The sequence below is a fragment of the Sphaerotilus microaerophilus genome, assembly GCF_023734135.1.
Classification (GTDB): domain Bacteria; phylum Pseudomonadota; class Gammaproteobacteria; order Burkholderiales; family Burkholderiaceae_C; genus Sphaerotilus; species Sphaerotilus microaerophilus.
In genome coordinates this window covers 5486493-5510336 of record NZ_AP025730.1, presented here as the reverse complement: position 1 = coordinate 5510336, position 23844 = coordinate 5486493, and the positions used below count along the sequence as shown (strand labels likewise).

Sequence of the window (23844 nt, the reverse complement as noted above, 5' to 3'; positions counted from 1 at the left end):
TCCGCCCACCTGGGCGGGTCTGGCAGTGGCGTCGGCCAGGAGATATCCCCGCCACGCCCACTGAGATCGAAATATCGGCGGAGTCGACGGTTGCTGAAGCCCAGAGAAATCGGTTGGCCGCAGGCCATTTCACCGCGGCTGACCTGTGGTCACCCGTGTGATCCGTGCCGGCCGTGGCGAATCACCTTCTGCAGCAACTCGATCAGCAGCAGGTGTTCGCCGGGGCTGAGGCAGCCGTCGAGGTCCTGCTCCATCGTGGTGCACAGCGCCATGCAGCGCTGCGTCAGCTCGGTCCCGGCGGGCGTGAGCAGCACGTTCTGGGAGCGCCGGTCGGCCTCCGAGCGCACCCGCTCGATCACGCCGCGCTCCTGCAGCCGGTCCAGCAGGATGGTCAGGTTGGGGGCCGACAGAGCCAGCGCCTGGGCCAACTGCTTGGGCGTGACCTGCTCGTTGGCCTGCAGCAGCAGCAGCAGGGAGAACTCGACCGGGCGCAGGTCCAGCGGCTCGCCCACGTGCCGCGCAAACAGCCCCAGGGTGGTGACCACCGCCTGGGAGATGTGGTAGCCGAGCACGCTGGCGAGCACGCCCTCGTCAAGCTCCTGGGCCCGGACGGCCGGGCTGCGGCGCCGGGTCTCGGGCGGGGTGCCGCTCACGTGCGGACCCAGGGCAGCGGCAGGGCCCAGTCCTGCACGCGTTGCCAGCGCCACTGCGCTGCAGGCAGTAGCCATTGCAGGCCGAAGCGGGCCACCTCGCGTTTGCGCTCTCGCTGGGCCGGGCTGGCGTGGCGCGGGGCGCAGCGCGAACTGCGCGCCCAGGCCCAGGCCAGCATCGTGTGGCCCAGGCCGTGCAGCACGTCGTCGGCCACGCGCAGCGGGGCTTCCGGGTCAGCCGCGCGGGCGGCCTGCAGCGCTTCCAGCGCGCCGCGCACGGTGGCGATCTGCGCCGTCAGCGCTCCGGCCTCCAGCGCGAGGCCGTCGGCGGTACAGGCAGCGGCCTCGGCCTCGATCTCGGCCAGCAGGGCGTCGCTGCGCCGCGGCGAGTCGAGCAGCTTGCGCATCACCAGGTCGATGGCCTGGATCTCGTTGGTGCCCTCGTAGATCATCGCGATGCGGCTGTCGCGCACATGCTGCTCCACGCCGTACTCGTGCACGTAGCCGTAGCCGCCGAACACGCCCAGCGCGTCGTCCGCGCCGCGGTGCCCCAGGTCGGTCAGGAAGGCCTTGGCCACGGGCGTGAGCAGGGCGACCAGGTTCGTGCAATGGCGGCGGCGTGCCTCGTCCGGATGGTGCTCGGATTCATCGAGCAGCACGCCGATCCAGTAGGCCAGCACGCGTGCGCCCTCGCTCTGCGCCTGCAGCGTCAGCAGGATGCGGCGCATGGCCGGGTGCCACTCGATGCGGTCGGGGCCGCCACCCGCGGGGACGTCTGCCGGGCGCAGCGGGGCGCGCAGCTGCACGCGCTCCTGGGCGTAGCGCACCGCCTTCTGCGTGGCGGCGTCCAGGTGGCCCAGGCCCTGCATCGCCACGTGCAGGCGCGCGGCGTTCATCATCAGGAACATGGCGGCCAGGCCGGCATGCGGCTCGCCCAGCAGCCAGCCCTCGGCTCGCTCGAAGCGCATCTGGCTGGTGGCGCTGCCGTGGATGCCCATCTTGTGCTCGATGCCGTCGCACCAGGCGTTGTTGCGGGTGCCGTCCGGCATGAACTTGGGCACCAGGAACAGCGACAGCCCCTTCGTGCCACCCGGCGCATCGGGCAGGCGGGCCAGCACCAGGTGGACGATGTTGTCCGTCATGTCCTGGTCGCCGCCGGAGATGAAGATCTTGTTGCCGGTGATGGCCATGCGGTCGCCGTTGGCGATGCTGCCGTCCGGGCGCGGGTCCAGCGGCTCGGCGCGGCTGCGGATCAGCCCCAGGTCGCTGCCGGCGGCCGGCTCGGTGAGGTTCATCGTCGCCAACCACTCGCCGCTGACCACCTTGGGCAGGTAGCGCTCGCGGATCTCGCCCACCGCGGTGGCCTTGATGGCCTCGTAGGCGCCGTGCAGCAGGCCGGGGTACATCGTCCAGCCGTGGTTGCTGGCGCAGAGCATCTCGAACAGCGCCGCGTTCAGCAGGTTGGGCAGGCCCTGGCCGCCGACCTCGGGGTCACAGGCCAGCGCGGGCCAGCCGCCCTCGACGAACTGCTTCCAGGCCGCCGGATAGCCGTCGGGGGTCTTTACGCCCTCCGGGCTCCAGCGGCAGCCCTGCTTGTCGCCCGGGCCGTTGATCGGCACCAGCACCTCGGTGGCGAAGCGCGCCGCCTGCTCCAGCACCTCGCGGGCGATGTCGCCGTCCAGCTCGGCAAATGCGGGCTGCGCGCGCCAGGAGGCGGGGGCATCGAGCACCTGCTCGATGACGAACTGCATGTCCTCCAGCGGAGGGATGTACGTGCTCATGGGGTTCTTCCCTTTGGGCTCGGCTGCCGGACCGGCGGCCGGGGCAAACGCAGCGGTTCGATGTTCGTCAAGCGGCCACCGCGGATCCGGCTCAGCCGGTCCGCTGGTGGCGCCCCCCTGGGGGGGAGCGGCGTCAGCCGCAACGGGGGGTTACTTTTTCGCGCCGAGGTAAGTCTCGATGACGCGCGGATCCTCGGCCAGGTCCTTCGCCGGCCCTTCCAGGCCGATCGCGCCGGTCTCCAGCACGTAGCCGTAGTCGGCCACCTCCAGCGCGGCGCGGGCGTTCTGCTCGATCAGCAGGATCGACACGCCCGTCTCGCGCAGCCGCTCGATGATGCGGAAGATCTCGCGCACCACCAGCGGCGCCAGGCCGAGGCTGGGCTCGTCGAGCATCAGCACCTTGGGCTGGCTCATCAGCGCACGGCCTACCGCCAGCATCTGGCGCTCGCCGCCCGAGAGCGTGCCCGACAGCTGCGTGCGGCGCTCCTTCAGGCGCGGGAACAGCTCGTAAACCTTGTCGATCTGGTCGCGCCACTGGGCGTTGCCGGCGCGCATCTGGCGGTAGCCGCCCAGCACCAGGTTGTCCTCCACCGGCATGGTGGAAAACAGCTCGCGCTTTTCCGGCACCAGCGCCAGGCCCATCATCACGCGCTCTTCCAGCGTGACGTTGGCCAGCGGCTGGCCGTCGAAGGTGATCTCGCCGCGTGAGGGCAGCACGCCCATCAGCGCGTTCAGCGTGGTGGACTTGCCCGCGCCGTTGGGGCCGATCACGGTGACCACCGAGCCGCGCGGCAGCTTCAGGTTCAGGCCCGACAGCACCTCGGCGCGGCCGTAGCCGGCGTGGAGGTTGCGTACATCGAGCAGCAGGTCGTTCGGGTTCGCAATGCTCATGGCTCAGTGCTCCGTGCCGAGATAGGCCGCGCGGACGGCCGGACTGGCCTGGACCTCCTCCGGCGTGCCCTCGATCAGCTTGGTGCCGAACTCCATCACCGTGATGCGGTCGGTCAGGTTCATCACGAAGTCCATGTCGTGTTCCACCAGCAGGATGCTCAGGCCTTCGGCCTTGAGCTGGCGCAGCACCGTGCTCAGGGCCTGCTTCTCCTTGTGGCGCAGGCCGGCGGCGGGTTCGTCCAGCAGCAGCAGGGCCGGGTCGGTGCACAGCGCGCGGGCGATTTCCATCAGCCGGGCCGGGCCCAGCGCCAGGTTGCCGGCCAGCTCGTGCATCTGGTCCTTCATGCCGATGCGCTCCAGCTGGCGCTCGGCCTCCTTGAACAGGCGCCGCTCCTCGTCGCGGTCCAGCCGCAGCATGGCCTTGACCACGCCGGCGTGGCTGCGCAGGTAGCCGCCCAGGGCGACGTTCTCCAGCACCGTCATCTCCGGCAGCATCTTGACGTGCTGGAAGGTGCGGCTCATGCCGCGCCGGGCGATCTCGCGCGAGGCCAGCCCACCCACCTTCTCGCCGCGGAAGGTCACGTTGCCCGCCGTCAGCGGCAGCACGCCGGTGATGAGGTTGAAGGTGGTCGACTTGCCGGCGCCGTTCGGGCCGATCAGGCCGATGATCTCGCCGGCACGGATCGTGAAGCTCACGTCGTTGACCGCCACCAGCCCGCCGAACTGCTTGCGCACCGCCTGCACGTCCAGCAGCAGCTCGCCCGGCGTGGGCTTGCTGCGCTCCTCCAGCGCGGCGGCGTCGGCCCAGTCGCGCACGCGGCGCTGGGCCGGCAGCCAGCGGCCCGCCAGCTTCTCGACGAAGGGCCACAGGCCCTGCGGCGCGTACTTCAGCACCACCACCAGCACGATGCCGAAGACGATGATCTCGTAGTTGCCGCTGCCGCCGAACAGCTTGGGCAGCAGCACCTGCAGCTGGTCTTCCAGCAGCTTGACCAGACCGGCGCCGACGAAGGCGCCCCAGACGTTGCCCACGCCGCCGAGCACCGCCATGAAGAGGTACTCGATGCCCTTGGAGATCGCGAAGGGCGAGGGGTTGACGGTGCGCTGGAAGTGCGCAAACAGCCAGCCCGACACGCAGGCGAGGATCGCCGCCAGCACGAACACCAGCACCTTGTAGCTGTAGGTGGAGATGCCCATCGCCTCGGCCATCGTCACGCCGCCCTTGAGGGCGCGGATGGCCCGGCCGGTGCGCGAGTCCAGCAGGTGGATCACCGCCACCGCGGCGAGCAGCGCAACGACCCAGATCAGGTAGAAGTAGCTGCGCCCGGAAGCCAGGCTGATGCCGAAGAACTCCATCGCCGGCACGCCCAGGATCCCGTCGTACTTGCCCAGGAACTCCATGTTGGACATGGTGTAGTACAGCGACAGCCCCCAGGCGATGGTGGCCAGCGGCAGGTAGTGGCCCGACATGCGCAGCGTGATCGACGCCAGCGCCAGCGCCACCGCGACGGTGATCACCAGCGCGACGAGGATCGTCAGCCAGGGCGAGACGCCATGCGCGGTGGAGAGGTAGGCCGAGGTGTAGGCGCCCAGCCCCACGAAGGCCGCCTGGCCGAAGGAGGTCAGCCCGGACACCCCGGTCAGCAGCACCAGGCCCAGCGCCACGATGGCGAACAGGCCGATGTAGTTGAGCTGGGTGATCCAGAACTCCGGAACCCCCGCGATGGGCAGCAGCGCCAGGAGGGCGGCCACGCCGGCAAGAACCATTTGACGTGCATTCACGTGTGTCACTCCTCGTCGCTGTGCGGGTCGCGCAGCGAACGCCACAGCAGCACCGGCAGGATGGAGGTGAACACGATCACCTCCTTGAAGGCGCTGGCCCAGAACGAGCCGAAGGCTTCCAGGACGCCCACGCCCAGGGCGCCGACGGCGGCCAGCGGGTAGCTCGACAGGCCGGCGAACACCGCCGCGACGAAGCCCTTCAGGCCGATCAGGAAGCCGCTGTCGTAGAAGATCGTCGTGGTCGGCCCGATCAGCAGGCCCGACAGCGCGCCGATGAAGGCCGCCATCGTGAATGACAGCCGCCCGGCGTTGGTCGACGAGATGCCCATCAGCCGCGCGCCCAGGCGGTTCACCGCGGTGGCGCGCAGCGCCTTGCCGTAGAGCGAGCGCTCGAAGAACAGGAAGAGCATCACGATCAGCGCCGCCGAGGCCAGGAAGATGATCACCGCCTGGCCCGACAGGGTCAGCGCGCCGATGCTGAAGCGCTCATCCCAGAAACTCGGGTTGCGGAAGCCCTCGGCACCGAAGAACAGCAGCGCCAGCCCGGTCAGTGCGAAGTGCACGCCCACCGAGACGATCAGCAGCACCAGCACGGTGGCATCGGCCAGCGACTCGTAGGCCAGCCGGTAGACCAGCGAGCCGAAGGGCGTCACCAGCGCCAGCGTCAGCAGCGCCTGTACCCACAGCGGGAAGCCCTGCGGCGCGGCCCAGATCGTCAGCAGCGAGATCGCCACCGGGTAGGCGGCCGTCTGCGCCGCGGCCCTGAGCCAGCGTGCGGCCGGTGCGCCGCGGCGGATGCCGTGCACCACCTCCAGCAGCGTGGCCACTGCCGTCATGATCAACAGCAGCCAGACCGTGCCGGGCACCTGGTTGGTTTGCAGGATGGCCAATGTGAGGGCGCCGAAGGCGACGAACTCGCCCTGCGGGATGAAGATCACGCGCGTGACGGCGAACAGCAGCACCGTGGCCATGGCCAGGAGCGCGTAGATCGCGCCGTTGGTGACGCCGTCGAGCGTGAGGATGCTTGCGATGGAGAAGTCCATGCGGATTCCGTCGGAGGCTGTGCGAGGCGGTGCCGTTCAGGCGCGCAGGGGCGCGCTCGGGCATCGGCTCGGGGCTCGTGCGCTGCCACCCCGTGGCGGCGCACGCAGGCCGGGACCGGCGCCCCGCCCCAACCGGTCAGCGGTGGTAGGGGAGGAAGCGCCGGCCTCGCCGTTCAGAGCAGGGTCACTCGACCTTCCAGTCGCCGTTGACCACCTTGAGCATCACGCCGGTCTCGGTGGTGAAGCCCCAGTGGTTGTCCTTGGTGTAGGCCAGCACGCCATGGGACACGACCGTGCGGCCCATGGTTTCGACGGCCTCGCGCAGCGCTGCGCGGAACTCCTTGGTGCCCGGCTTGCCCTTCTTCAGCGCCACCGGCACCACCTTCTGCAGGACCAGGGCAACGTCGTAGGAGTGGCCGGCGAACTGGTTGCGGCTGTTCGGGCCATAGGCCTTCTCGTACTGGGCGATGAAGTCCTGGGCGATCTTCTTGGACGGGTGGCTGTCGGGCAGCTGGTCGGCCACCACGGCCGGGCCAGAGACGACGTAGGAGCCTTCGACGTCCTTGCCGCCCACGCGCATCAGGTCACGCGAGGCCGCGGCGTGGGTCTGGTAGATCTTGCCCTTGTAGCCGCGCTCGACGATGGCCTTGTGCGGCATCGCGGCGCCCGAGCCGGAGGCAACGACCAGCATGGCGTCCGGGTTGGCGCTGACCAGCTTGAGCGCCTGGCCGGTCACCGAGGTGTCGGAGCGCTGGAAGCGCTCGGCGGCGACGATCTTGATCTCCGGGGCGATCTTGGCGGCCTCGGCCTTGAAGTCCACCAGCCAGCCTTCGCCATAGGCGTCGGTGTAGCCCAGGAAGCCGACGGTCTTCACGCCCTGCTTCTTCATGTGCTGCAGCATGGCGTGGGCCATCACGGCGTTGGACTGCGGCAGGCGGAAGGCCCAGGCGTCCTTGCCGGCGGGCAGGTTGGCCGGCGAGAGCATCAGCTGCAAGGTGCCCGATTCGGCGATCGGGTCGGCCATCGCGATGGCGGCCGGCGTGGCCACCGAGCCCACCACCAGGTCGACCTTCTCCTCGGTCACGAAGCGCTTGGCGTTCTGCGCGGCCTTGGTCGGATCGGCGGCGTCGTCCAGCACGATGACCTTGAGCTTCTCGCCCGCGATGGTGGTCGGCCAGAGCTTGACGCCGTTGTTGCAGGGGATGCCCAGGCCGCTGGCCGGGCCGGTCAGCGAGAGGCTGACGCCAATGGTGATGTCAGCCTGGGCGGCGCCAGCAAGCGCGATCAGGGCGGCGGCAGCGAGGGTCTTGAACGTGGGGGTCATCGTCATGTCTCCTGTGGGGCTCGGGGGAAGCTTCGGTGGGAAATCGGGCCGGACTGTGCCGCTTGCACCACGGGGCCGCCATTGGGGCCGCCCCGGTGTGGGGGTTGTGCGCGGGCACCTGGTCCGGTGGTTGCGCGCTCAGCGCGGCGCCATGCGCAGCGCGCCGTCCAGGCGGATGGTTTCGCCGTTCAGGTGCGTATTGCTCACGATGTGGCAGGCCAGCGCCGCAAACTCCTCGGGCTTGCCCAGCCGCGAGGGGAAGGGGATCGAGGCGGCCAGCGACTGCTGCACCGGCTCGGGCAGCGTCTTCATCAGCGGGGTGGCGAACAGGCCCGGGGCGATGGTGCACACGCGGATGCCGTACTGCGCCATGTCGCGCGCCAGCGGCAGCGTCATGCCGACGATGCCGCCCTTGGAGGCCGAGTAGGACTCCTGGCCGATCTGGCCGTCGAAGGCCGCCACCGAGGCGGTGCAGACCATCGCGCCGCGCTCGCCGTCCTCCAGTGCCTCCAGCTTGGCGATGCGCGCGGCGGCCAGGCGGATGACGTTGTAGGTGCCGATCAGGTTGATGCGCACCACGCGCTCGAAGTCTTCCAGCGGGGCGGGCGAGCCGTCCTTGGCGATGATGCGCTTGGCACCGCCGATGCCGGCGATGTTCATCACGATGCGCGCCGGGCCGTGGGCGGCCTCGGCGGCGTCCAGCGCGGCGGTGACCGAGGCGCTGTCGGTGATGTCGCACTTGCACGCAACGCCGCCGATCTCCGCGGCCACGCGCTGCGCGCCGGCCTCGTTGACGTCCAGCACCGTGACCTTGGCGCCCAGGCGGGCGAGTTCGCGGGCGACGGCCTCGCCGAGGCCGGAACCCCCGCCGGTGACGAGGGCGGCTTGTCCTTGGATCTGCATGGGAAATCTCCTGATCGGAATGCGGCACGGGGCCGGTACGTTGGGGTCTAGCCCTTGACGGGCAGGATGAGGTAGGGGTCGGCCGTGGGGCCTTCGTACATCGCCTCGACCAGCGAGGCGCGGTGCGTCAGCACGGCGCGCTGGTTGATCGAACTCTTGTCGGTGATCTCGCCGTGGTCGATGGAGGGCGGCTCCACCAGCACGTGCAGGCGCGCCACGCGGTTGGCGCTGCCGGTGCCCTCGGCCGCCAGGCGGTTGCACAGCGCCTGGAAGAATCCGCGCACCGCCGGGTGGTGCAGCACCTCGGCCGGGCCCGCGCCCGGCGCCAGCCCGGCGGACTCCGCCAGCGCCTGGCAGTCGGCCAGGCGGGGGAAGACCATCATGCCCATCTCGTCGCGGTTCAGGCCGGTGACCACCACGTCCTGCACGCAGGGGTGGCCGTAGGCGATGGCCTTGGCGCGCAGCGGGCCGACGCTGACGAAGGTGCCGGTGGAGAGCTTGAAGTCCTCGGCGATGCGGCCGTCGAACAGCAGGCCCAGGCGCAGGTCATCGGGATCGACCAGCTTGACCGCGTCGCCGGTGCAGTAGAAGCCTTCCTCGTCGAAGGCCTCGGCGGTCTTCTCCGGCTCGCGCCAGTAGCCGGGCATGACGTTGGGGCCGCGGAAGCGCACCTCGGTCTTGCCGCTGTCCTGCGCGTTGGGCACCAGCTTCACCTCCACGCCCGGGCAGGGCAGGCCGATGTAGCCCGAGCGTGCGTGCGTGCCCACCACGAAGGTGCAGGAGGGCGCCGTCTCGGTCATGCCCAGGCCGGTGAGGATGCGGATGCGCTCACCCACCGTGGCCTCGGCATGCGCGTCCAGCGCGTCCCACACCGCCTGCGACAGGCCGGCGGCGGCAAACATGATGGCCTGCACCTTCGAGAAGAAGGTCTGGCGCAGCTGCGCGTCGCCGTCCATCGCGCGGGCGATCTCCTCCAGGCCCTTGGGCACGTTGAAGTAGACCGTGGGGGCGATCTCTCGCAGGTTGCGGATCGTCTCGGCGATGCCCCGCGGCGTGGGCTTGCCGTCGTCGATGTACAGCGTGCCGCCGTTGTAGAGCACGATGCCCAGGTTGTGGTTGCCGCCGAAGGTGTGGCTCCAGGGCAGCCAGTCCACCAGCACCGGCGGTTCGTCGGCCAGGAAGGCCATGCACTGGCGCAGCATCTGCTGGTTGGCGCAGAGCATGCGGTGCGTGGTGATGACGCCCTTGGGCGTCTTCGTCGAGCCCGAGGTGAACAGGAACTTCAGGATGGTCTCGGGCGTGATCGCCGCATGCGCAGCGTCGATGCCCGCACCCGGCGCGGTGGCCAGCAGCTCGGCGAACGAGCGGGTGGCGCGGCCCTCGATCTGCCCCTCGCCCAGCACCACGGTGGCATCGGCCGCCACCACGGTCTGGATCGCCCGGGCAAAGCGCGCGTCCGACGCATACACCAGCCCTGGCGTGACCGTGCCCAGGATGTGGCGCAGCTTGCCGAAGTCGGTGGAGATCAGCGAGTACGCCGAGGAGACGGACACGAAGGGCACGCCGGCCCACATCGCGCCCATCATGATCGACAGGTGCTCCAGGTCGTTGTCCGACAGGATGGCGATCGGCCGCTCGGGCGACAGCCCCAGGTCGACGAAGGCCTGGCCCAGCGCCCGGGCGCGCTGCAGCATCTGCGCGTAGCTGATGCGGACCCAGTCGCCGCGCGTGCCGTCGGGCCGTGCGGCGCGGCGGGCGGCGAAGGTGCGCTCCGGCACTTCGGTCGCCCACTGCGCCAGCAGGTCGCCCAGGTTCTCCGGGTGCCAGCCGAGCGCCTCGGTGGAGCGCAGCACCTGCGTGCCGTCGGCACGCGTTTCCAGCGTGGCCTCGGTGCAGCCGCCGACGTGGGCTTCGCGGAAGCGGGCAGCGCTCATGGGCTCAGCCCTCCTTCACGACCTTGCCGGCCCGGCCTTCCAGGAAGGCGCGCAGCCGGTCCTGGGCCTCGGGCGTGTTGCTGGCCACGGAGGCCATCAGCGATTCGGCGAACAGGCCCTCGCTGGGCGACATCTCGGCGATGCGCGGCAGCGCGTGCATCACCGCAAAGGCCGTCATCGGCGCGTTGCTGGTGATCTTGCGGGCGATGGCCACCGCCTTGGCGAAGCCCTCGCCGTCGGCGGTGCGGTAGTTGACGACGCCGTAGCGCTCGCCCTGGTCGGCGTCGAAGACCCGGCCGGTGAGCATCATGTCCATCATGCGCGAGGTGCCCATCAGCCGCGGCACGCGCACCGAGGCGCCGCCGCCCACGAAGATGCCGCGCTGGCCTTCGGGCAGGCCGAAGTAGGCCGAGTCCTCCGCCACGCGGATGTGGCAGGACGCCGCGATCTCCAGGCCGCCGCCCACCACCGCGCCGTGCAGCACCGCGATCACCGGCACACGGCCGTACTGGATGGCCTCGAAGGCCGCGTGCCAGCCGCGCGAGTGCAGCACCGCCGCCAGCGTGTTGCGCTCCACCAGTTCGGACAGGTCCAGCCCGGCGCAGAAATGCTCGCCCGCGCCGCTGAGGATCACCGCCCGCACATCGGCCGGCAGGTTCACGAAGGTGGTGTGGATCTGGGCGATCAGCGTGTCGTTGATCGCGTTGCGCTTGGTCGGCCGGTTCAGCCGCACATGCAGGACGGCCCCGGCCTGGGAGATCTCCAGCAGGTCCAGGCTGGCCAGCAGGCCGGTGACGGGTTCGAACACGGGGGCGTCGGAGTGGCTCATGGCGGGCGGGCAGGAACGCGAAAAGGGAGGGGCGGGCCGAGGGGACAGGGCATCCGGGCAGCGGGCCTGTGTCACCGAGGTGCCACGATTTGCTTACTTGCCTGAATTATCTTGAGGTGCACAATGATGCAGGTGGCGCGGCTCGCACGCAATAGGATCTCGGTTCACATCGGGTTTTCCCTAGAGGGGGATCTACCAAGTGATTCATGAAATAAACTATCAAGCCACAGGATCCCTGGCGCCTGTCGCCGCGGCGGTCCTGCCCGCGCGAGGCCGGTGAACGGCCTTGCACCTCCTGCGCCCCCGTTCTGCCGCGTCCCCCCCGGAGTCCCCGATGTCCGCCTTCCTGCCCTACGGTGTCTACTGGTCCACGCCCTTCGCCAAGTGGCAGGGCTCGCTCGCCAACCTGAACTCGGTGCGGCTGGCCGCCATCACCGGCAAGACCGCGCTGGCGGCGAAGCACTTCCCGATGGAGCGCGTCGACTTGGGGCTGCTGGGCATGACGAATCCGCAGAAGGGCAGCTTCTACGGCCTGCCGTACCTCACCGGCCTGATGGGCATCGACCGCGTCGCCGGCCCGACCGTGCAGCAGGCCTGCGCCACCAGCGTGCGCTCGCTGCAGATGGCCACGCAGGAGATCGACGGCGGCACCGCCTCCTGCGCCCTGCTGGTGATGTGCGACCGCATGTCCAACGGCCCGATCGTCCACTACCCCGACGCCACCGCCCCCGGCGGCAACGGCATCACCGAGCGCTGGACGCTGGACAACTTCGCCGCCGACCCCTACGCCGGCAAGGCGATGCTGGAGACCGGCGAGAACGTGGCCGCCAAGTACGGCGTGACGCTGGCCGACCAGCACGAGCTGAAGCTGCACCGCTTCGAGCAGTACCAGGCCGCGCTGGCCAACGACCGCGCCTTCCAGCGCCGCTACATGGTCGACGCGCCGATCTTCGACTCGGGCTTCCGCAAGCAGACCGGCGCGCTGAGTGCCGACGAAGGCATCTTCCCGACCACCGCCGAAGGCCTGGCGCGCCTGAAGCCGGTGCGCGAGGGCGGCACCATCACCTTCGGCGCCCAGACCCACCCGGCCGACGGCAACGCCGGGGCGATCGTCACCACCCGCGAGATCGCGCGCGAGGTGTCGATGGACGCGGGCATCGAGATCGAGCTGCTCGGCTTCGGCCAGGCCCGCGTCGAGAAGGCCCACATGCCGATGGCCCCGGCCCCGGCGGCGCTGAACGCGCTCAAGCATGCCGGCCTGACGATCGCTGACGTGGATGCCGTCAAGACCCACAACCCGTTTGCCGTCAATGACCTGGCCTTCGCCAAGGACACCGGCTTCGACTGGCGGAAGATGAACAACTACGGCAGCTCCATCATCTGGGGCCACCCGCAGGGCCCCACCGGCCTGCGCGGTGTGATCGAGCTGGTCGAGGAGCTGGTGCTGCGCGGCGGCGGCGTGGGCGTGTTCACCGGCTGCGCCGCTGGCGACAGCGGCGTGGCCTGCGTGCTGCGCGTGACGGACAGCCGCAAGAAGTAAGCCGCGCCAAGTCAGCGCGCGCTGACCCAAGCCCGCCTCTCCCCGCCCGACCGAACGCCCCAGGAGCCCCGCATGCAGATCATCACCGCCGACCAAGCCGGCGCCCTCATCAAGGACCGCGCCACGATCTTCCTCGGCGGCCTGGGCATGGGCAGTCTCGCGGAGGAGGTGCTGCAGGGTCTGGAGCGCCAGTTCCTGGCCACCGGCCACCCGCAGCAGCTCACCACCTGGGCCTGCGGCGCGATCGGCAACTCGGGCGACGGCGGCATGAAGCACTTCGCCCACAAGGGCATGATCCAGCGCGTGATCGCCGGGCACTTCGGCCAGACCGGGCCGGAGATGATGAAGATGGTCCACGCCGCGGAGGTGGAGGCCTACAACTTCCCGCAGGGCTCGATCTCGCACCTGACCCGCCACATCGCCGCCCGCACCCCCGGCCTGCTGACCAAGGTGGGCCTGCGCACCTTCGTCGACCCGCGCTACGAGGGCGGCAAGATGAACGCCGCGTCCACCGAGGACCTGGTCAGGCTGGTCGAGTTCGCCGGCGAGGAGTGGCTGCACTACCCGACGCCGGTGATCGACGTGGGCATCATCCGCGGCACCCTGGCCGACGAGAACGGCAACATCAGCGTGGACAAGGAGGGCGTGCTGCTGGAGCAGCTGGCCATCGCCCAATCCGCGCGGCGCTGCGGCGGCATCGTGATCTGCCAGGTCGAGCGCGTCGTCGAGGCCGGCTCCATCCACCCCAAACGCGTCAAGGTCCCGGGCTACCTGGTGGACTACGTGGTCGTGGCCACCCGGCCCGAGAACCACATGCAGACCATCTCGACGGTCTACAACCCCTCCTTCAGCGGCGATGTGAAGGTGCCGCTGGGCCACCTGGAGCCCCTGCCGCTGGACGAGCGCAAGGTGATTGCCCGCCGCGCCGCGATGGAGCTGCGCCCAGGCGCCATCACCAACCTGGGGATCGGCATCCCGGCCGGCGTGCCGGCGGTGGCGGCCGAGGAGGGCATTGCCGACCTGCTGACGCTCTCGGTCGAGTCCGGCGTCACCGGCGGCGTGCCGGCGCAGGGCGGCGACTTCAGCCAGGCCTACAACCCGGAGTCGATGGTCGAGCAGAGCGCGCAGTTCGACTTCTACGACGGCGGCGGTCTGGACTACAGCTTCCTCGGCCTGGCGCAGGTGGACCACCACGGCAACATCAACGTCAGCAAGTTCAGCGGCCGCCCGGTGGGCTGCGGCGGCTTCATCAACATCACCCGCTCGACGCCCAACCTGGTCTTCTGCGGCACCTTCACCGCCGGCGGGCTGAAGCTGGCGATCGGCGACGGCAAGCTGACCATCCTCCAGGAAGGCCGCTCGAAGAAGTTCATCACCCAGGTCGAGCAGGTCACCTTCAACGGCGAGGACGCCGCCCAGCGCCGCCAGAACGTCGTCTTCGTCACCGAGCGCGCCGTCTTCCACCTGCGCGAGGAGGGCCTGGAGCTGACCGAGATCGCCCCGGGCGTCGACCTGCAGCGCGACGTGCTGGACCAGATGGACTTCCCGCCCATCGTGCGCGATGTCAAGCGGATGGACCCCGGCCTGTTCAGCGAGACCTGGGGCGGCCTGGGCGACATCGTGCGCCGCGCGCCTTCTGCGCATCCCGCCCATCCTGGCCACTGACCTTCTTTCCTTGTAGCGCGCCCCCCCGTGGCGCACGGAGCCCCGCATGCAAGTCATCACCGCCGACCAGGTCGGCCCGCTGATCCCCGACCACGCCACCATCTTCCTGGGCGGCCTGGCCGTCACCAGCCTGCCCGAGGAGATCCTGCAGGGCCTGGAGCGCCACTTCCTGGCCACCGGCCACCCGCAGATGGTGTCCACCTGGGCCTGCGGCGCGGTGGGCAACTCCGGCGAGGCGGGCATGAAGCACTTCGCCCACAAGGGGATGATCAAGCGAGTGATTGCCGGCCACTTCGGCCAGACCGGCAAGGAGATGATGAAGATGGTCTTCGACGGCGAGGTCGAGGCCTACAACTTCCCGCAGGGCTCGCTGTCGCACCTGACCCGCCAGATCGCCAACAAGTCGCCCGGCCTGCTCACGCAGGTGGGCCTGGGCACCTTCGTCGACCCGCGCTACGAGGGCGGCAAGATGAACGCCGCCTCCACCGAGGACCTCGTCAAGGCAGTGGAGTTCGACGGCCAGGAGTGGCTCTTCTACCGCTCGCCGAAGATCGACGTGGCCATCATCCGCGGCACCGTCTGCGACGAGAACGGCAACCTCACGCTGGACAAGGAAGGCGTGCTGCTCGAACAGCTCTCCATCGCCCAGGCCGCCAAGCGCTGGGGCGGCGTGGTGATCTGCCAGGTCGAGCAGATCGTGCAGGCCGGCAGCCTCCACCCCAAGGCGGTGAAGGTCCCGGGCTTCCTGGTCGACTACGTGGTCGTGGCCAAGCCCGAGAACCACATGCAGACCATCGCCACCCAGTACAACCCGGCGCTGTGCGGCAACATCCGCGTGCCGCTGGGCCACCTGGAGCCGATGCCCCTGGACGAGCGCAAGGTCATCGCCCGCCGCGCCGCGATGGAAGTGCGCCCCGGCGCCATCACCAACCTGGGCATCGGCATCCCCGCCGGCATCCCCACCGTGGCGGCCGAGGAGGGTGTGTCCGACCTGCTCAAGCTCTCAATCGAATCCGGCGTCAACGGCGGCGTGCCCGCGCAGCTGGGCGACTTCGGCCTGGCCTACAACGCCGAGTCGATCATCGAGCAGAGCTTCCAGTTCGACTTCTACGACGGTGGTGGCCTGAGTGCCAGCTTCCTCGGCCTGGCCCAGGTGGACCACCACGGCAACGTCAACGTCAGCAAGTTCAGCGGCCGCCCGGTGGGCTGTGGCGGCTTCATCAACATCACCCGCTCGACGCCGAACCTGGTGTTCTGCGGCAGCTTCACCGCCGGCGGCGTGGAGCTGAAGATCGGCGGCGGCAGGCTGGAGATCGTCAAGGAAGGCCGCAACAAGAAGTTCATCGACCGCGTCGAACAGGTCACCTTCAACGGCCACGACGCCGCGCTGCGCCAGCAGAACGTCATCTTCATCACCGAGCGCGCTGTCTTCCACCTGCGCCCCGAGGGCCTGGAGCTGACCGAGATCGCTCCGGACATCGATCTGGAGCGTGACGTGCTGGCGCACATGGCCTTCAAGCCGATCATGAAGGACGTGAAGATCATGGACCCCGGCATCTTCAGCGAGACCTGGGGCGGGCTGGCCGCGGCCGTGAACGCCCACTGAACCCGCAGCGCCCAGCCCTATCCGACCTGGCCCGCCACACGCGGGCCTTTTTCATCCCGGACCTGATCCAGGACCGCATCCCGAATCGAGGAGACACCCCATGGCCTTCGCTGCCACCTTTGATGACATCTGGCTGGTCGACGGCGTCCGCACCCCCTTCGTGGACTACTGCGGCGCCTTCGGCGGCATTTCCGCCACCGACCTGGGCATCAAGGTCGCCCGCGAGGCCATCGCCCGCAGCGGCCTGCCCGTCGCTGACATCGGCTCGGTGGTCACCGGTTCGATGGCGCCCTCCGACTTCGACGTCTTCTGCCTGCCCCGCCACGTCGGCCTCTACGCCGGTGTGCCGGTCGAGGTGCCGGCCATCATGGCGCAGCGCATCTGCGGCACCGGCTTCGAACTGTTCCGCCAGGCGGCCGACCAGATCAGCCTGGGCTATGCCGACAGCGCGCTGGTGGTGGGCGCCGAGTCGATGACGCGCAACCCGATTGCTGCCTTCACCCACCGCACCGGCTTCAAGCTCGGCGCGCCGGTGGGCTTCAAGGACTTCATGTGGGAGGCGCTGATCGACCCGGCCCCGGGCATCGACATGATCGCCACCGCCGAGAACCTGGCGAAGAAGTACGGCATCACCCGCGAAGAGGTGGACGCTTTCGCCGCCCAGTCCTTCGAGCGCGCCCTGGCCGCCCAGGCCGAAGGCCGCCTGGCCGCCGAGATCTGCCCGGTGGCCAGCGAGCGCTTCGAGCTGCCCGGCTACGCCACCCGCGGCCTCCAGATCCCGTCCAAGCTCGGCACGGTCAGCGCCGACACCCACCCGCGCCCCTCGCCCATCGAGGCCCTGGCCAAGCTGCGCGCCGTGCACCCCGGCGGCGTGCAGACCGCCGGCAACAGCGCCGCGCTGGTGGACGGCGCCGCGGCCGCCGTCGTGGCCCGCGGCAAGCTGGTGCGCGAGCGCCACCTGCAGCCCCTGGCCCGCATCGCCGCCGCCGCCGCGGTGGGCGTCCCGCCCGAAATCATGGGCATCGGCCCCGCCCCCGCCATCCGCGCCCTGCTCGCCAAGACCGGCCTGACGCTGGCGGACATCGACCTCATCGAAATCAACGAAGCCCAGGGCGCCCAGCTCCTGGCCTGCGAACGCGAACTCGGCCTGGACCGCGCCAAGCTGAACGTCAACGGCGGCGCCATCGCCCTGGGCCACCCGCTGGCCGCCACCGGCGTGCGGTTGACGATCACGGTGGCGAAGGAACTGCAGCGGCGTGGTGCGCGCTGGGGGATCGCCTCCGCCTGCGTAGGTGGGGGGCAGGGGATGGCGGTGTTGGTGGAGAACCTGGGAGGGTGAGTTTGAGTTCGTGGAGTCTGATGAGCGCGGCCGGCTCTGATCGCCTCACCGTGATGGATGCCTCATCTACAAAGCACAAACGGCGTCGACTGTGTGAGGGCTCCAGTCTCAGTGCCGCGGACGTGCCATGCTTTCCGCAAGCAGACAGCATGGAGGCGCGGCGATGGACTCACGAACCTTTTCCGTTCAGCAGATCTACCAGGACCGGCGGCAGTACCGCGTTCCCTTCTACCAGCGACCTTACGTCTGGAACCGGGAGGATCAATGGGGCCGCCTGTGGGAGGACATCCGCGACAAGGCCGATGCCCGCCTGCACGACAACAAGCCCGTGCCTCACTTCATGGGCGCAGTCGTACTTGAACCTCAGAAGAAGGCCGGGCTGCTCGGTGTGGAGCGACACCACATCATCGACGGGCAGCAGCGCCTGACAACGCTCCAGTACGTTCTGACGGCTCTCGTCCATACCCTGCGTGCCGCAGGACACGAGAAGCTGCTTCCGCTGATCGATGCATGCCTGACGAACTCGAACCCCGAGACGATGGAGGACGAGTCGGTCGAGCAGTTCAAGCTGTGGCCGACCTTCCGAGATCGCAAACAGTACGAGATGGCCATGACTGCAGGGTCGGTCGATGCGCTGCGCGAGCGTTTCCCGGCGAGCTTCACCCAGACCGGAAGCCTGCGAAAGATCGGCATCGATCATCCTCCGGCGTTGGAAGCGATCATGTTCTTCCACGAATCGATGCTGGACTGGGTGCGTGACCCGTCGGAAGGGGACATCGCAACTCGTTCGATGGCTTTGGCATCAGCGGTACTCACTGACCTCTCCATCGTCTGTATCTCGCTGGGCGAAGAGGACGATGCACAGGTGATCTTCGAGACGCTCAACGGTCACGGGGCCGAGCTGCACGCCACAGACCTGATCCGCAACTACATCTTTATGCGGGCTGGAACGGATGCAGACGATCTCTACAACAACCTTTGGAGCCAGTTCGAGGCGCCGCTGTGGTCCGAGCTTCAGTCCAGAGGGCGCCTGAACCGTCCGCGATTGGAATGGTTTGTCCAGACGGCGGTGCAGGCACAAACAGGCGACGAGATCGATGTCGGGCGGTTGTACGCCGGCTACCGCCGTTTCGTCGACGGTACACCGGGGCTGAGCCACGCTAACGCTCAACTTGGGATGCTGAATAGCCTTGCTGGGCACTACAAGGCGCTGGTGCTGGGATCGGGCGACAGTCCGGTTGCAGTCTTTGGCCGCAGAGTGGCCGTCTGGGATGCTTCGCCGACCCATGCCCTCGCCATCCGCGTGGCAGCATCCGATCTCAGCCTTGACGAGCAGCACCTGATCTTCTCGTGCATTGAGTCCTATCTGGTCCGACGTGCGGTATGTGGGCTATCACGAAAGAACTACAACAAGGTCTTCGCGCAACAGTTGAAGAAGCTGATCGATGGGGAGCTCAGCGCTGCGTCACTTCGAACGGTGCTGTCATCACTCTCGGGTGACGCGTCGCGCTGGCCCACTGACAACGAGTTTCGGCAGCAGTGGCTCGCGGGATCTGCGTACCCCGGCCGGTTGGATGCGGCCAAGCTCCGCGCGGTTTTCCATCGATTGGAGACGGCGATGCGAACAGCGCGCTCCGAGGAGCGAGTTCCGCTGGACCTGGACGCACTCGACATCGACCATGTGATGCCGCAGGCTTGGACTGCACACTGGCCACTGTTCGACGGTACCACTGTGACCTCGGAGGAGGCTTCTGCAGCGGCTGCCAAGCGGTTTGCGACGGAAGGTATCGACGCGCGCAGCGACGCCATCCTGCAGCGCCAGGAGGCCATCCCCCGACTGGGCAACCTGACCCTTGTGCACTACGGCGTCAACCGTTCGCTGCAGAACTCTGCCTTCGCGGCGAAGCGCAAGGCCCTATTCGAACACTCGAACTTGCACCTGAACCGTCAGCTGATGCAGCAAGACGCGTGGGACGAGGCAGGCATTGCAGCGCGCGGAGAGGCACTCGCGCAGAGTGCTCTGAAGATCTGGCCGGGGCCCTTGTGACAAGGACAAGCTGAAGGAGTTTGCGCAGTCGCTGACGACAAGCCAGTTCACCACTCCAGTTCGTGGCATCGTCTTCGAGCGGCTCAACAATGCCCTTCTTGAACGACTCGCGCATGCCCGGTACGGCCAGCAGGTACAGGGTTTCCTGGATGGCCTGCCAGTCTTCTTCGGACAGCAGCACCGCGCTGCTGCGCTTGCCGGCGATGTGAGTCGGTTGGTGCGACTCGGCCGTCTGATCGATCAGGCGGTACAGGTGGCGCGGGCTTCACTGGCGGTGAGGACGGGCATGGGCGATCTCCGGTTCCGAGGAGTTGCACCAATCGTACGCAACGACGTACGTGAACGTCATTCGCTGTGATCGGCAGTTGTGTTCCAAGGCGGGCGGGCCCGGAGGGTACGGCGCAAGCCAGCGGTTGGTGCAGGCGGCTGATCGAGCAGGGCTTGGAAGGCGTCGAAGGCGACCGCGTCCAGCGTGAAGTCCGCCTGATCGCGCGAGTCGTACGGTCCTGGATCGGCATGGCTGCCGATCGTGATGGGTTCGTGCGCCTGGTGCATTGGACTTCCCTCCTGCGGCAACAGAGTTTGGCTTACGTCATGCACGCCGGGATGGCGGGCAATGCAGGCAGCGAGCCGCAACCACCGCTGAAGCCTCTTAGTGCCCGACCTACTCAATCACCAACTCCCGCAGCCAGCGCGCCTGCGGGGGCATGTCGTGGCGCAGGGCCTTCTTGAAGGGGGGGATGGACGGATCACGCGGGGGCGCGGAGATCTCGTTGAGGTCCACGGCCTTGGGTGTGCCGACCAGCGCCGCGCCCTGTTCCTGGAATTCGTAGTAGACGCCGTTCCAGAGCTTGGCGCCGAATTCGGCCGGGCTCTTGAACAGGAACAGCAAGCTGTGCTCCAGCCAGGCCAGCTGGCCCGGGCCCACCGTCGCGGGGGTCGGGTAGGGGTAGGGGACGTGGCAGCTGATTTCCTGGGCGGCGTTCAGGCACTTGAACTCGCGCATCGACAGGAAGTGGTCAGTGAAGACCTCGGTCTTCAGCGTGAGGCGGAAGGTCGTGGGTGCGCCGGCGGCCGGGGTGAAGTCGATGCTGCCCAGCGGGGTGCGCGCGCCATCGGCGGTCACGGCGACGAGGGTCTTGCGGCCGTTGAAGTCAAAGGCCGTGGCGGCCGAGCCGGCCAGGGCCAGCGCCACCAGCAGGGCGGTCCTCCCGCCGTGGATCCCGGCCAGCCGGCGCACCACCGCCCAGCCGCAGCGCCCCTTATTCATCCAGCTCATACATCGCCTCGAACTTCTCGCGCCCGATGCAGTAGGCGTCGCCGCCGTCGGACTGGTTGGCGACGAGGTAGTCGCCGGGCTGGTAGTGGGAGGCGCCTTCCTTGGTGGCTACGCTGCCGGCGGTGGTGGCCGCTTCGGCCCAGACCGGGGTGGACTTGACGTAGCGGCCGGGGGCGACGGCGCGGTAGGTGCGCTCGAAGACTTCGGCGTCGACGGTGTAGGTGTCGCCGTCGTTGTCCACCAGCCAGTCGCCGGGCTTGCAGCGCTGTTCGGCGCCCCACTTGAGGTAGGTGAAGCCGGCGGTGTCCAGCGCCAGGCGCACGGCGGTGACGGCGAGATCGGCGCGCTTGCGGTAGCGGCGGCGTGGGTGGGTCATGGCGCGGGTCCGGTGGGCAGGGGAGGGGGTTGGCTGGGCACCCCACCCGACCGGACGGGGCCGGTCAGGCGGGGAGCAGGTCGAACACGGCCGGGAAGTCGTCGGACTGCACCTCGCGGTCGGCGACCAAGCCACCCAGGTGGAACAGGGTTTCCATGTTCTCCGGGGCGTCCATCTCGCTGAGGTGGGCGATCAGCTCGTCGTCCAGCGCGGGGTCGAGTTTGTGCACTTCGTCACGGCTCAGGTCGACGTTGTAGCGCAGATAGCTCAGCAGCGCTCGCCCGCCGATCAGGTCATGGCGCAGGTCGCCCAGTTCGCGGTCGATCGTGCGGGCCTGCGGGCTGGCGGACATCCACTGCAGCAGGGTTTCCTGCAGGGTCGCGCAATCGTCCATCAGCGCCTTGAGCGAGTTGATGGCGTGCAGCGCGGCCAGGCTGGAGCGCTGCACGCGGGGGTCGGCTGTGCCGGTGCCGACCGACACGACCATGAGGCGATCCGCGCCGCTGGGCCAGCCGATGCGGTAGCCGTCCAGCGTGGCGTACATGACGGCCTGCAGCGCCGGGTTGTTGAAGGGGCTGACGCCGCCGTCGACGAACTCGCCCTCCACGCCGGCGGCGATGGCGATGTGCTCGGGGTCGAAGAAGGCGGGCGCGGCGGTGGAGGCGCGCACGACCTGCCACAGCGGGTAGGCGCCGTTGCCGATGGCACCGCTGGGCCGGGTGGCGAAGTACTTGCCGCGCGGGTTGTTGCTGATCGGCCAGGGGCTGCCGGAGTCGAGCCGCTTGGTCATGACGAGCAGGCCGGTCTGCAGCGAGGCATCGCCCAGCGTGGTGTCGGCGCCGTAGACGCGCTGCAGCCCGGCGATCAGCTTGTCCTCGTCGTACTTGGCGCGCAACGCGCCCTGGCGCAGCAGGCTCTTGCGGAACACGTCCCGGCCCAGCTGGCGGTACTCGGCCAGGATGGCCTCGACCGACATGCCCTTGGCCAGGGCGGCGGCGATGATGGCGCCGGTGGAGGTGCCAGCGATGAGGTCGAAGTAGTGGCTGAGGCGGAAGTCCGCCCCGCCGCCATGGCGTTCGCGCAGGGTCGACTCGATGCGCAGCAGGATGCCCAGGCTCAGCATGCCGCGCAGGCCCCCGCCGTCGAGGGCAAGGATGCGCTTGGGGGTGCCGTCGCTGCGCAGGTGGTCGTCGCGGGTGCGGGTGCGGTATGCCATGGTGCTGCCTCCAGGTGGTTGCACGTTGCGCGGTCACCGACTGCGTGGCCACGGAAAAGTGCAAAAGCCATGCTGCGACGGAGCACCGGGCGCCGTCAACACCCATGAGGGGGGCACGAGAAAGGGAAAGGGGCGCCATGCGCCCCTGTCGAAACCCGTGCGGATGCCGCGGTGGCGGCGCCCGTCTCAGTGAGTCAGCCTGTCCATCGGTCCGTCAGCCCATCAGGCCGCGGCTTCGGCCAACTCCGGCAGCGCCACGCGCTGCTCGGTGCTGAACTGGTAGTCCTGGAACACGTGCTCGGCCGAGAGCAGCTGGTAGCTGCCGTCGGTGGCCTTGACGGTGGTGTCCTTCAGGCGCCAGGTGAGCTGGCCGCAGGTCCAGATCTCGAAGTTGCGCATGTGGGTGCACAGGCAGGTCTTGTCGAATACCTGCACGCGCTTGGCGCCGGGGTGGGCGGCCACTTCGCGGTTCCAGGAGGTGATGTAGGCGCACTTGCCGTTGGCGTCGAGCAGGTAGCCGTAGGCCTCGCAGTTCGGGCGGATGCCGTCGCCGATGCCGGGGCTGGCCTTGATCATGCGCATCGGGTAGCCGGTCGGGGAGATCTGGTTGACCTCGATGTCGTCCTCGCTGGCCTTGAAGTACTCCTGCTTGATGTCGTCGGGCAGGCCGCATTCCTTGGTGACGGTGAAGCGGGTGGCCACCTGCACGCCGGCCGCGCCCATCTCCATGAAGCCCACCGCGTCGCTGCCGGTGAAGATGCCGCCAGCGGGGATCACCGGGATGTCGAGCTGCTCGGCCTTCATCCAGGTCATGATCTCGGCGACGATGGTGGCCAGGTCGTACTGCGCCCAGTCCATGCCGAAGCCGAGGTGGCCGCCAGCCAGCGGGCCTTCGACGACGACGTAGTCGGGCAGGCGGTTCAGGCGGGCGTTCTTCTTCAGGAAGAGCTGCAGCGCGCGCAGGCTGGAGACGATGATGCCCAGCTTGGCGTCACGGAAGCGCGGGTGGTCCTCGATCAGCGCGAAGGAGCCCAGGTGCAGGCCGGCGGCCAGCGTGACGCCGTCGATGCCGGCGCTGAGCGCGGCATCCAGGCGCACCTTGAGGGTGTCGCGCGGCGCGTTCATCGTCAGCTTTTCCATGCAGTTGATGAACACCATGCCGCTGCCCTGCTTGCGGTCCATGGTGTGCTCGACGTGCAGGCGCGTCGCCTCGGCCAGGTCGGCGAGGTTGAACTTGACGGTCGACTTGTCGGGCGAGTCGACGTTGTACTTGTACTGGGCCTGCTTGGCCTTGACGTACTTGGTCTTGTAGCGGCGGTCGGTGACCGTCTTGATCATCGCGTCGGAGATGTGGCCCACGCCACCGAGCCGGGCCGCCTCCAGAGCGAGGTCCGAGGACGAGATGTCCACACCCATGCCGCCGATCATGATGGGCACCAGTTCGTGCTGGCCCATGCGCAGGCGGAAGTCATCCAAACGTTTCATCATCAGCTTTCGCGAGGCCCGACCCGGGGGGCTTCGACTGGGACCGTCTCTCTCGGCGGGTGCCGTGACGGGGCGGCATTGCCCCGCGCAAGGGGCTGATTTTCGCCTGATTGGCGAGCGATTTCGTCGGGGAAGACCTTGAAGCGCGGATGGA

The 23844-nt window shown here is 68.8% G+C and carries 19 protein-coding genes and 1 pseudogene; 5 read left to right on the top strand and 15 right to left on the bottom strand.

Annotation, left to right across the window (positions count from 1 at the left end; all coding sequences use genetic code 11):
* Nucleotides 1-149: 149 nt before the first annotated feature.
* The 9 genes from NGK70_RS23780 to NGK70_RS23740 form a co-directional block, all read right to left on the bottom strand.
* A complete protein-coding gene (locus tag NGK70_RS23780; RefSeq protein WP_251970922.1) occupies nucleotides 150-653 on the bottom strand; it encodes a MarR family winged helix-turn-helix transcriptional regulator in 504 nt (167 codons plus the stop codon).
* Entirely contained in the window at nucleotides 650-2431 is a 1782-nt protein-coding gene (locus NGK70_RS23775) for an acyl-CoA dehydrogenase (protein ID WP_251970921.1), read from the bottom strand. Before NGK70_RS23775 ends, NGK70_RS23780 begins: the two co-directional genes overlap by 4 nt.
* Before the next feature lie 150 nt (nucleotides 2432-2581).
* Nucleotides 2582-3322 carry an ABC transporter ATP-binding protein gene (locus tag NGK70_RS23770; protein WP_251970920.1) on the bottom strand — a complete coding sequence of 247 codons (741 nt, stop codon included), beginning with the start codon at nucleotides 3320-3322 and terminating at the stop codon, nucleotides 2582-2584.
* A 3-nt stretch (nucleotides 3323-3325) separates the two neighbouring features.
* A complete protein-coding gene (locus NGK70_RS23765) occupies nucleotides 3326-5089 on the bottom strand; it encodes a branched-chain amino acid ABC transporter ATP-binding protein/permease (RefSeq protein ID WP_251973883.1) in 1764 nt (587 codons plus the stop codon).
* Nucleotides 5090-5109: 20 nt separating this feature from the next.
* Complete coding sequence (locus NGK70_RS23760) at nucleotides 5110-6147, bottom strand: branched-chain amino acid ABC transporter permease (protein WP_251970919.1); 1038 nt, start codon at nucleotides 6145-6147, stop codon at nucleotides 5110-5112.
* A 184-nt stretch (nucleotides 6148-6331) separates the two neighbouring features.
* The gene (locus NGK70_RS23755; protein ID WP_428985553.1) at nucleotides 6332-7477 is read right to left on the bottom strand and encodes an ABC transporter substrate-binding protein; all 1146 of its coding nucleotides are present in this window, start codon (nucleotides 7475-7477) and stop codon (nucleotides 6332-6334) included.
* A 132-nt stretch (nucleotides 7478-7609) separates the two neighbouring features.
* Nucleotides 7610-8374: an SDR family NAD(P)-dependent oxidoreductase gene (locus NGK70_RS23750; RefSeq protein WP_251970917.1), complete on the bottom strand. Its 765-nt coding sequence runs from the start codon at nucleotides 8372-8374 to the stop codon at nucleotides 7610-7612.
* Between the two features lie 47 nt (nucleotides 8375-8421).
* Entirely contained in the window at nucleotides 8422-10308 is a 1887-nt protein-coding gene (locus tag NGK70_RS23745; protein ID WP_251970916.1) for a feruloyl-CoA synthase, read from the bottom strand.
* A 4-nt stretch (nucleotides 10309-10312) separates the two neighbouring features.
* Nucleotides 10313-11137 carry a crotonase/enoyl-CoA hydratase family protein gene (locus NGK70_RS23740; protein ID WP_251970915.1) on the bottom strand — a complete coding sequence of 275 codons (825 nt, stop codon included), beginning with the start codon at nucleotides 11135-11137 and terminating at the stop codon, nucleotides 10313-10315.
* 334 nt (nucleotides 11138-11471) lie between these two features.
* On the opposite strand from NGK70_RS23740, the gene NGK70_RS23735 reads away from it, so the two are divergent.
* The 5 genes from NGK70_RS23735 (at nucleotide 11472) to NGK70_RS23715 (ending at nucleotide 19334) form a co-directional block, all read left to right on the top strand.
* Nucleotides 11472-12677, top strand: coding sequence for a thiolase family protein (locus NGK70_RS23735; RefSeq protein WP_251970914.1), 1206 nt, complete (start codon nucleotides 11472-11474; stop codon nucleotides 12675-12677).
* A 72-nt stretch (nucleotides 12678-12749) separates the two neighbouring features.
* Nucleotides 12750-14342, top strand: a complete 1593-nt coding sequence (locus tag NGK70_RS23730; RefSeq protein ID WP_251970913.1) for an acyl CoA:acetate/3-ketoacid CoA transferase — start codon at nucleotides 12750-12752, stop codon at nucleotides 14340-14342.
* Between the two features lie 46 nt (nucleotides 14343-14388).
* On the top strand, nucleotides 14389-15948 hold the full coding sequence (locus tag NGK70_RS23725) for an acyl CoA:acetate/3-ketoacid CoA transferase (RefSeq protein WP_251970912.1): 1560 nt from the start codon (nucleotides 14389-14391) through the stop codon (nucleotides 15946-15948).
* A gap of 100 nt (nucleotides 15949-16048) precedes the next feature.
* The gene (locus NGK70_RS23720; protein WP_251970911.1) at nucleotides 16049-17287 is read left to right on the top strand and encodes a thiolase family protein; all 1239 of its coding nucleotides are present in this window, start codon (nucleotides 16049-16051) and stop codon (nucleotides 17285-17287) included.
* 163 nt (nucleotides 17288-17450) lie between these two features.
* On the top strand, nucleotides 17451-19334 hold the full coding sequence (locus NGK70_RS23715; protein WP_251970910.1) for a DUF262 domain-containing protein: 1884 nt from the start codon (nucleotides 17451-17453) through the stop codon (nucleotides 19332-19334).
* A 148-nt stretch (nucleotides 19335-19482) separates the two neighbouring features.
* Here NGK70_RS23715 and NGK70_RS26710 read toward each other — a convergent pair.
* From NGK70_RS26710 to NGK70_RS23685, 6 genes and pseudogenes are all read right to left on the bottom strand, one after another.
* Nucleotides 19483-19539, bottom strand: a pseudogene (locus tag NGK70_RS26710) (hypothetical protein); the annotation flags it as partial.
* Between the two features lie 140 nt (nucleotides 19540-19679).
* Complete coding sequence (locus NGK70_RS23705; RefSeq protein WP_251970909.1) at nucleotides 19680-19889, bottom strand: type II toxin-antitoxin system TacA family antitoxin; 210 nt, start codon at nucleotides 19887-19889, stop codon at nucleotides 19680-19682.
* A gap of 109 nt (nucleotides 19890-19998) precedes the next feature.
* Nucleotides 19999-20613 carry a hypothetical protein gene (locus NGK70_RS23700; RefSeq protein ID WP_251970908.1) on the bottom strand — a complete coding sequence of 205 codons (615 nt, stop codon included), beginning with the start codon at nucleotides 20611-20613 and terminating at the stop codon, nucleotides 19999-20001.
* Nucleotides 20597-20989 (bottom strand): PGDYG domain-containing protein, encoded by a 393-nt coding sequence (locus tag NGK70_RS23695; protein WP_251970907.1) that lies wholly within the window; start codon nucleotides 20987-20989, stop codon nucleotides 20597-20599. Before NGK70_RS23695 ends, NGK70_RS23700 begins: the two co-directional genes overlap by 17 nt.
* A 64-nt stretch (nucleotides 20990-21053) precedes the next feature.
* On the bottom strand, nucleotides 21054-22205 hold the full coding sequence (locus NGK70_RS23690; RefSeq protein WP_251970906.1) for a patatin-like phospholipase family protein: 1152 nt from the start codon (nucleotides 22203-22205) through the stop codon (nucleotides 21054-21056).
* A gap of 222 nt (nucleotides 22206-22427) precedes the next feature.
* Nucleotides 22428-23690, bottom strand: coding sequence for a nitronate monooxygenase (locus NGK70_RS23685; protein ID WP_251970905.1), 1263 nt, complete (start codon nucleotides 23688-23690; stop codon nucleotides 22428-22430).
* Nucleotides 23691-23844: the final 154 nt, after the last annotated feature.

Excerpts from the sequence above, each read along its gene's own strand:
- NGK70_RS23700 (WP_251970908.1), bottom strand. The coding sequence starts at position 20,613 with ATGAGCTGGATGAATAAGGGGCGCTGCGGCTGGGCGGTGGTGCGCCGG.
- NGK70_RS23690 (WP_251970906.1), bottom strand. The coding sequence starts at position 22,205 with ATGGCATACCGCACCCGCACCCGCGACGACCACCTGCGCAGCGACGGC.
- NGK70_RS23760 (WP_251970919.1), bottom strand. The coding sequence starts at position 6,147 with ATGGACTTCTCCATCGCAAGCATCCTCACGCTCGACGGCGTCACCAAC.
- NGK70_RS23770 (WP_251970920.1), bottom strand. The coding sequence starts at position 3,322 with ATGAGCATTGCGAACCCGAACGACCTGCTGCTCGATGTACGCAACCTC.
- NGK70_RS23695 (WP_251970907.1), bottom strand. The coding sequence starts at position 20,989 with ATGACCCACCCACGCCGCCGCTACCGCAAGCGCGCCGATCTCGCCGTC.
- NGK70_RS23735 (WP_251970914.1), top strand. The coding sequence starts at position 11,472 with ATGTCCGCCTTCCTGCCCTACGGTGTCTACTGGTCCACGCCCTTCGCC.
- NGK70_RS23765 (WP_251973883.1), bottom strand. The coding sequence starts at position 5,089 with ATGGTTCTTGCCGGCGTGGCCGCCCTCCTGGCGCTGCTGCCCATCGCG.
- NGK70_RS23730 (WP_251970913.1), top strand. The coding sequence starts at position 12,750 with ATGCAGATCATCACCGCCGACCAAGCCGGCGCCCTCATCAAGGACCGC.
- NGK70_RS23705 (WP_251970909.1), bottom strand. The coding sequence starts at position 19,889 with ATGCACCAGGCGCACGAACCCATCACGATCGGCAGCCATGCCGATCCA.
- NGK70_RS23775 (WP_251970921.1), bottom strand. The coding sequence starts at position 2,431 with ATGAGCACGTACATCCCTCCGCTGGAGGACATGCAGTTCGTCATCGAG.
- NGK70_RS23715 (WP_251970910.1), top strand. The coding sequence starts at position 17,451 with ATGGACTCACGAACCTTTTCCGTTCAGCAGATCTACCAGGACCGGCGG.
- NGK70_RS23750 (WP_251970917.1), bottom strand. The coding sequence starts at position 8,374 with ATGCAGATCCAAGGACAAGCCGCCCTCGTCACCGGCGGGGGTTCCGGC.
- NGK70_RS23725 (WP_251970912.1), top strand. The coding sequence starts at position 14,389 with ATGCAAGTCATCACCGCCGACCAGGTCGGCCCGCTGATCCCCGACCAC.
- NGK70_RS23720 (WP_251970911.1), top strand. The coding sequence starts at position 16,049 with ATGGCCTTCGCTGCCACCTTTGATGACATCTGGCTGGTCGACGGCGTC.
- NGK70_RS23740 (WP_251970915.1), bottom strand. The coding sequence starts at position 11,137 with ATGAGCCACTCCGACGCCCCCGTGTTCGAACCCGTCACCGGCCTGCTG.
- NGK70_RS23755 (WP_428985553.1), bottom strand. The coding sequence starts at position 7,477 with ATGACGATGACCCCCACGTTCAAGACCCTCGCTGCCGCCGCCCTGATC.
- NGK70_RS23745 (WP_251970916.1), bottom strand. The coding sequence starts at position 10,308 with ATGAGCGCTGCCCGCTTCCGCGAAGCCCACGTCGGCGGCTGCACCGAG.
- NGK70_RS23685 (WP_251970905.1), bottom strand. The coding sequence starts at position 23,690 with ATGAAACGTTTGGATGACTTCCGCCTGCGCATGGGCCAGCACGAACTG.